The following is a 6,756-nucleotide window of genomic DNA, read 5'->3' on the forward strand; positions in this document are numbered from 1 at the left end:
TGGGACCCCTCCATTCGGAGGACGATCTCCCCGGCGGGACCTTCCGCGGCTACTACTGGCCGCTCAAGCGTATTGGGGTCATCGTCAACTTGCAAACCAAGAAGGTGGCCGCGCTGGCGATCTCTTACGACGACAGCTACCAAACCGAGAAGGGGATCATGGCGGGCACCGAGATGGATGCGATCCGTTCCGCCTACGGCAAGGAAGAGACCGTTGACAGCCACCAGGACGACGATACCCTCGTCTACGACAAGCTTGGGGTGGCTTTTGTCGTCGACAAGAACGGCGCCCTAGGCGGACGCGTGTCGGTCATCTTCGTCTTCGGGCAGGGGCATTACAAGGACATCTTCCAGAACCAGTAACGCTTCTAGCGCGAACGGACGTCGAGGGCGTCGCGAAGCGCGTCGCCAATGAGGAATACCGCGACGACGGTGAGGGTGATCACCAGCCCTGGGGCGATGGCGAGCACCGGGTTGCTGGTGATGTAGTCTTCCGCCTGGGTTAAGAGGTTGCCCCACGTCGGGATGTCAGGAGGCAGGCCAAAGCCCAAGAAGTCCAGAGCGGCCTCTGCCAGGATCGCTCCCGCCACAGCGAACGCCGCCTGCACCAGAATCGGCGCCATGGCGTTGGGGAGGATGTGGCGAAAGATGATCCGGCGCGTCCCGGCCCCAATCGCGCGCGCCTCCTCCACGAACTCGCGGGTCCGCAACGCAAGGTATTCCGCTCGGACGATTCGGGCCAACCCGGTCCAGCCAAACAGCCCCAGATAGGCGATCATCATCACAACCGGCGCCCGCCCTCCCGTCCAGTTGATGAGGATGAGCAGCAGGAAGATCGCGGGAAAGCTCAGCATGAGATCGACGAACCGCATGATCACCGTATCGACCCACCCCGCCATATAGCCCGCCGCAGATCCCATCACGACCCCAATCGCGCTCCCCACCAGCATCGCCGTTAGCCCAACCAGCAGGCTGATGCGCCCTCCGTACACGACGCGCGCGAACTCGTCCCGCCCCAAATCGTCGGTTCCGAAGATATGCTGGCGGCTGGGCGCGGCCAGACTGTGATCGGGATCCAGGTCCGTCGGGCTGAACGAGGTGACGGCCGGCGCGAGGATGGCGCTCCCGACGATCACCGCCAGGACGGCGAGGCCGGCGAGCGCAATGCGGTGGCGGCGGAAGCGGTGCCAGGCCAGGGCCCAGAGCCCCTTCCCCGCCGGGACGGCGAGCGGAACCGCCTGAGCCGTGATGGGAGTCCCCACTATTCGTACCTGATACGAGGATCCAAGGCTGCGTAGGTAAGGTCGGCCATCAGATTTCCGACGATGAGCAGGATGGCGCTGATCATGAGCCCGGCCATCTGGACCGGGTAGTCCCGGTTGTTGAGCGCAGCGAGGAAGAGCCGGCCCATTCCCGGCCAGGCGAAAATCGACTCTGTGATGACGGCCCCGCTGAACAACACATGGAGATCCAATCCCATGATCGTGACGATCGGGATGAGCGAGTTGCGCAGCACGTGGCGGAGCATCACCCGGTAGGCGGGCAGCCCCTTCGCGTACGCGGTCCGGACATAATCTTGCCCCAGCACTTCGAGCATGCCGCTCCGCAGGTAGCGGCTCCAGCTGGCGATGGACCCGATCCCAAGCACCATCGCCGGCATCGTCAAATGCCGCAGCAGATCCCCGACCGACCGGTTATCGATCTCGTGCATGCCCGCCACCGGCAGGAGGTGCCACCGGACCGCGAGCGCCATCTGCAGCATGAGGCCGAACCAGAACGTCGGCATCGCCCAGACGAAGAACGACCCGAGGGACAGCAGGTTGTCGCCCCACGAGTACTTGTGGGTCGCCGCGAGCGCGCCAAGCGGAAATGATAGCGCGATCGCGAGGGAGAGCGCGCTCAGCATCAACGTGAACGTCGCCGGAAGCCGCTCACCAATCATGTCTAAAACTGGGCGCCCGGTGTAGTACGAGTATCCCCAGTGACCACTCACCAAGCCCTTCAGCCACGACGCGTATCGCAGGTACCAGGGTTGGTCCAACCCCAACTGATGCCGCAGCAGATCGATCTTCTCGGGGGTGACGTGAGGGTTGTGCAGGTAGACGGCCAGCGGACCGCCGGGCGCAAGGCTCATGATCGAGTACCCCACGAGGGACACGAGCAGCAGCAAGACTGCGGCCTGGACTCCTCGCTGCGCGACGTAGGACCCCATCGCCGCGACCCTACCGCGTACTCCACTCCTCGGGGAGGGTCGTGTTGAAGGTCGTCACATCGTAGCCCTGCACGATGCCGGCGACGGCGTTGTTGTTGACGAGCCAGAAGAGAAAGATGATCGGCACGTCCCGGAACTCCAATTCCTGGATCCGGTCATAGATCGCGTGGCGCTTCGCCTCGTCCACCGTGCGGTCGGCGTCTTCGAGTAACCGGTCCATCTCGGGGTTGCTGTACCGTTCGTCGTTTTCACCTGGGGAGTTCGCATCCTTGGGAATGAAGCTGGAATGCCAATTGATCTTGTTTTCCGGAAAGACGCCCTGACCCCACGTAAAGATCAGCGCTTCGTCTTTGCCGTTCCACTGGGGACCGTTCTGCCCGAACAGCGCCGCGGCGCTCACCGCGTGAGTCTCCGTGTACACTCCAATCGACCGCCACGACTGCGCGATCACCTGCATGGCCTGTACGAAGTATGCCCGTCCGGAGACCGTCCACAGCGGTACCTCGAGCCGCTTTCCCCCCTTGTAGAGGACCCCCCCCGGCCCGGGGGCAAAGCCGTCCTCGAGCAGGACTTTCCGCGCGCGCGCACGGTCATACGGCCGCGGCCGGAGGGCTTTGTTCGCATACGGCCCGTTCGGCACCAAGTCGCTGACGGCCGGCTCGGCCTGGCCCTTCATGATGTTCCTGATGACTGACTCCTTGGGCGTCGCATAGTCGAGGGCCTGACGCACGGGCGCCTCACGGAGGAACTCGTACTCGTCGAGCTGCACCAGAGCGTAGGTCGGCGCCAAATACCGCTTGATCGTAATGTTCGGCATGCGCTTGACTTCGTCGAGGCGCGCCGCCGGGATGCTCAGCACGCTGAGGTCCCCCGCCCTCATCAGGTTCACCTGCGCGTTCTCGTCCGGGACGATCCGCACCACGATTCGTTGGAGCTTGGCCTTCTTTCCCCAGTACTGCGGGTTGGCCGTCAAGGTCACGTGATCGTCGGTGATAAACTCTGAGACGTAGAAGGGGCCGGTGCCGACCGGCTTCTGGTTGAACGGCGCCCGGTTGATCTGGTCCGCGCTCAGTGACCCCAGGACGTGCTGAGGGACGAGCGCCGCCCCCATGACCTGGTCGCGGAACGGCGCATACGGTTCCTTTAAATGATAGACGGCGGTCAGAGGATCCGGCGTGTCGATCGATACGATCTTGTCGAAGCCCGTCGCATACGTAACGTGAACGTCCTTGTTCGTGGCCAGTTGCCAGGTGAACTTCACGTCGGCGGAGGTGAGCGGCGCCCCGTCGGACCAGCGGACACCCGGTCTCAGTTTGAAGGTCCAGGCGAGACCATCCGGGCTCACCGCATAGCTCGCCGCAAGCGCGGGCACCCATTCGCCCTTGAGGTTGATCGTATACAGGCTGTCAAAGGCAAATCGGTAGACTGCGCTGCTCGCCGCCAGACCGGCCAGGTAGGGATTGAGGTTATCGGGGTTGTCCGTAATTGCCATGACGAACGTTCCGGGGGCCGGTCCGGCGATCGTACGATGGACCGGCAAGACCACAAGGAGGGATACCAGCACGACGGCAACGATCTGGGGCTTCATAGACCCTCCCTCAAGACGACGAGTCCCGATGTCCGTGAATGCCCTTTTTCCCATTCTAGGGAGACCCGGGGAGAGCCGCAATCCTTGCAATCGGAAACCGCGGGGATTAGGATAGGAACTGTCAACCGCACCGGAGGGGTGGCCGAGCGGTCCAAGGCAACGGTTTGCTAAACCGTGACCCTCTAACCGGGGTCCGTGGGTTCGAATCCCACCCCCTCCGCCAGTTCATCCGGATGCATAACGAACGTCATACGCCGTTACTCGGGTAGCATGGAGAGCCCCGGAGCGATGGCGGAACAGAAAGCGCCATGACCGCGAACTGGAGGAGCACTTTGGCGATCTTCACCACGCCGTAACGGCAACCTGCGCAGACGGTTTCGTGACGCACGACCGGAGACTACGAGAGTTGATCCACCGCGCGCAAGTACCTGATTTGCAAGTCTTCACCCTCACGCAGTTGTTGCGTCAATTCGAGAGGACTGCTCGCGGCTGATGTTGAGGCAGGGGGGCAGCGACGCCCGCCGGTTCCGGAGTCAGAAAACTTGCACCCTCCGCGGTAGGCTTCGAGGATAACACGATCATCGTACTAAACGCCTCCTCAGGGTAGCCGGAGCGGCGTGTCGCGCGGACTGAGCTGCTCCTCCCCGGGCGGGATCCGCGTAAAACATCCCAGCGACGGCGCCCCGAGTCCGCTTATCTCGCTGCTGGTTGACGCGTCCGCCCTCTCCCACGCGGCAAGGCCGAGAACGTCCCCACGGCTATCCAGGATCGGCCCGCCGGACTCACCGTTCTCCGGAACCGCACCGGCCGTGAACGCCACGGTGACGACAGCCGTTCCGTCGAGAGTACGTAACACGCGGGCCACGTGGCCTTGCGATTCGTGGCGCGGAAAGGCGATGTTGTGCTCCCATGCAAAGCCGTGATCGAGCCTGAACCCCACCACGCTCGCGGCCTCGCCGGGCCTCGGCAGCCGATTTGACCGGATGTGAAGCGGCACCGCGACGAGCGGCGCGACGGCAGGATGGTACACTCCGATGGGGAACAGCGGGACTTCGGGGCCGACGTGCACGATCGCCACGTCGCGCGTGAAGGTCCGGGCGCGATCGCCCGATCGCGGGTTCCAGCACACGACGTGCACCGCGTACTCGAGGCCGCCGACGATGGCGACGAGCATGGTATAAGGCAGCCGGACGACCGTGGTGACAACATGCGACGCCGTGTACGCGTCGCCAGCCGTATTGAAGAAGAAGGCGGATCCGTACTCATACGGGACCCAGGTCGTCTTGTCCATCGTCACGAGCACGAACACACTCCCCGCGGCCGGCGCCGCGCCTGAGGAGAGCGTCGGAGCGGTCCCGCAGCATAGAGACGCCGCGACGGCGATCAGCGCCAAGCGCATACGGCTGTGGGGCCCATGAAACTCTCGCTCGCGATGCGTCACACTCATGGTTATAGCACGAGATCTCGAACTCGGAGGGGATGTCTCTTTGACCGGATCATTGGGTGACCGTTTGGAACCCCTCCCGCGCGAAAACCCTTGCAGGATTCGCGTTTCAGAGTTCGATGGAATCAACTCGAGAGGCACTGCTGGAGCCGGCGAATCGGATTCGAACCGTTGACCTACGCATTACGAGTGCGCTGCTCGCCTCGCCAGCCCTTGTATTTAGCGGCTCGGCTAACACTCTTGCGTGCCGGGGAGCCACCACGCTGGCTCCCCGGCACGATTTTCCCACGGGTCCCGGAGACCGAGGTTGACGTCTTCGTGCCATTGCCCGGCCCGGTAACCATCCCAGAGTACGCGGGCGCGCTCTGGATCTAACCGTTCAACATCCCGCTTAAGTCAAAAAAGCAATGTCTCGCCAGTACAGAGCTACCCACACAAGTCAGGTAAGCATGTACTGGCGAGTCGCCGTAGTTGAACATTTCGACGACGGCCTCCTGACGATCTTCGTCCTCGCCGACTAGCTTCCAGTGCCATCCAACCAGATCCCTGTGTATGGCCGCGATGTGAACCTCAAACTTTGACTGATCCACGAGTGTGAGGACAGTTTCAGGCCGCAATATACCGCCCAGATGGCACTGGCGCTGAACCGGGCCCCTACGCCCGTCTCTTGCAGGCGCGGGTCCTAGTCCCGCCTTATGTCGGTCCTGGACGCTCGTCGCGCGGAGCCCTGTTGTCGATTTTGGGCCCCTCCGAACGACTATCTATTGTCCGCACCAATTCGACCACATGAGGAGGGAGCTATGAAGTACCTGTGCCTGATCTGCATTGAGGAGAGGAAGGTGGACGCCATGTCTAAGAGCGAGTTCCACGCCCTCGTAGACGCGGCGCCGGACGACGAGGAAGAAACGGCGCGCGACGCGCGAGAGGAGATGGGGACATGAAGTTGAGCTCTCTTGATTGAGCGGCTCCCTACGGTGCCGCGGAGGCGCCTGTGGGAAATTGAGGGCGAAGTCAAACTTCTGTTGGCTGATCTCGCTCCCCTCAGCCCCATCTTTCGGGATGGTCACCTGCTGCTGCTCGCCGACAAGACAGGGCTTCCACTTGCCACGCTCGTCGCGGCCTGTCAGGAGGTCGCCGATCCCATCCGCGAAGATGGGGCGCCGACGACTGCTCTCGCCGCCCCCTCCGCGTAGTTCTCCTGCTGGCTGGCTGGGCTCAGATGGCGCCAGTTTCAAGTATTATTGTGAGTATCTCCCCAACTAGGAACCCAGGTTACTGTCTGCTAGGGTGCAGCGGTTCTTTCTGACACTATTACTTCTAGGTCCCCTGAGGATCTATTCGCACCGTGCTCGTGAGCAACGCCACGGGCGTCATCCCCTCGACAACTCACGATACCTAAAACAGTCGACGACGTGGTCGTTCACCATGCCTGCTGCCTGCATGAAGGCGTAGCAGATGGTCGAGCCGACAAACTTAAACCCCCGCTCCCGCAGATCCGTACTCATCGCGTCTG

Annotated in this window: 8 protein-coding genes and 1 tRNA gene; 4 read left to right on the top strand and 5 right to left on the bottom strand. The window is 62.7% G+C overall.

Annotated features, from left to right (window positions below; genetic code table 11):
• The coding region (locus tag VFP86_03160; protein ID HET8998624.1) for a hypothetical protein at nucleotides 1-362 on the top strand (362 nt) is incomplete at its 5' end.
• Nucleotides 363-367: 5 nt separating this feature from the next.
• On the opposite strand, the gene VFP86_03165 is transcribed toward VFP86_03160, so the two are convergent.
• From VFP86_03165 to VFP86_03175, 3 genes are read right to left on the bottom strand one after another with little or no spacing between them, the layout of a single operon-like run.
• Entirely contained in the window at nucleotides 368-1,261 is an 894-nt protein-coding gene (locus VFP86_03165) for an ABC transporter permease (protein ID HET8998625.1), read from the bottom strand.
• The gene (locus tag VFP86_03170; GenBank protein ID HET8998626.1) at nucleotides 1,261-2,211 is read right to left on the bottom strand and encodes an ABC transporter permease; all 951 of its coding nucleotides are present in this window, start codon (nucleotides 2,209-2,211) and stop codon (nucleotides 1,261-1,263) included. The genes VFP86_03165 and VFP86_03170 overlap by 1 nt, the downstream gene beginning before the upstream one ends.
• 10 nt (nucleotides 2,212-2,221) lie before the next feature.
• Nucleotides 2,222-3,799, bottom strand: coding sequence for a peptide ABC transporter substrate-binding protein (locus VFP86_03175; protein HET8998627.1), 1,578 nt, complete (start codon nucleotides 3,797-3,799; stop codon nucleotides 2,222-2,224).
• A gap of 132 nt (nucleotides 3,800-3,931) precedes the next feature.
• On the opposite strand from VFP86_03175, the gene VFP86_03180 reads away from it, so the two are divergent.
• Nucleotides 3,932-4,022: transfer RNA gene (locus tag VFP86_03180), tRNA-Ser, on the top strand.
• A gap of 375 nt (nucleotides 4,023-4,397) precedes the next feature.
• On the opposite strand, the gene VFP86_03185 is transcribed toward VFP86_03180, so the two are convergent.
• Nucleotides 4,398-5,240, bottom strand: coding sequence for a serine protease (locus VFP86_03185; GenBank protein HET8998628.1), 843 nt, complete (start codon nucleotides 5,238-5,240; stop codon nucleotides 4,398-4,400).
• 803 nt (nucleotides 5,241-6,043) lie between these two features.
• On the opposite strand from VFP86_03185, the gene VFP86_03190 reads away from it, so the two are divergent.
• Both VFP86_03190 and VFP86_03195 read left to right on the top strand, forming a co-directional pair.
• Nucleotides 6,044-6,184: a hypothetical protein gene (locus VFP86_03190; GenBank protein ID HET8998629.1), complete on the top strand. Its 141-nt coding sequence runs from the start codon at nucleotides 6,044-6,046 to the stop codon at nucleotides 6,182-6,184.
• A 33-nt stretch (nucleotides 6,185-6,217) separates the two neighbouring features.
• Nucleotides 6,218-6,436: a hypothetical protein gene (locus tag VFP86_03195; GenBank protein HET8998630.1), complete on the top strand. Its 219-nt coding sequence runs from the start codon at nucleotides 6,218-6,220 to the stop codon at nucleotides 6,434-6,436.
• Between the two features lie 177 nt (nucleotides 6,437-6,613).
• On the opposite strand, the gene VFP86_03200 is transcribed toward VFP86_03195, so the two are convergent.
• Nucleotides 6,614-6,756, bottom strand: a 143-nt coding sequence (locus VFP86_03200) for a DNA-3-methyladenine glycosylase I (protein ID HET8998631.1), incomplete at its 5' end; no start/stop codon positions are given.

The organism is bacterium, from assembly GCA_035703895.1.
GTDB lineage: Bacteria > Sysuimicrobiota > Sysuimicrobiia > Sysuimicrobiales > Segetimicrobiaceae > Segetimicrobium.

Excerpts from the sequence above, each read along its gene's own strand:
- VFP86_03190 (HET8998629.1), top strand. The coding sequence starts at position 6,044 with ATGAAGTACCTGTGCCTGATCTGCATTGAGGAGAGGAAGGTGGACGCC.
- VFP86_03175 (HET8998627.1), bottom strand. The coding sequence starts at position 3,799 with ATGAAGCCCCAGATCGTTGCCGTCGTGCTGGTATCCCTCCTTGTGGTC.
- VFP86_03170 (HET8998626.1), bottom strand. The coding sequence starts at position 2,211 with ATGGGGTCCTACGTCGCGCAGCGAGGAGTCCAGGCCGCAGTCTTGCTG.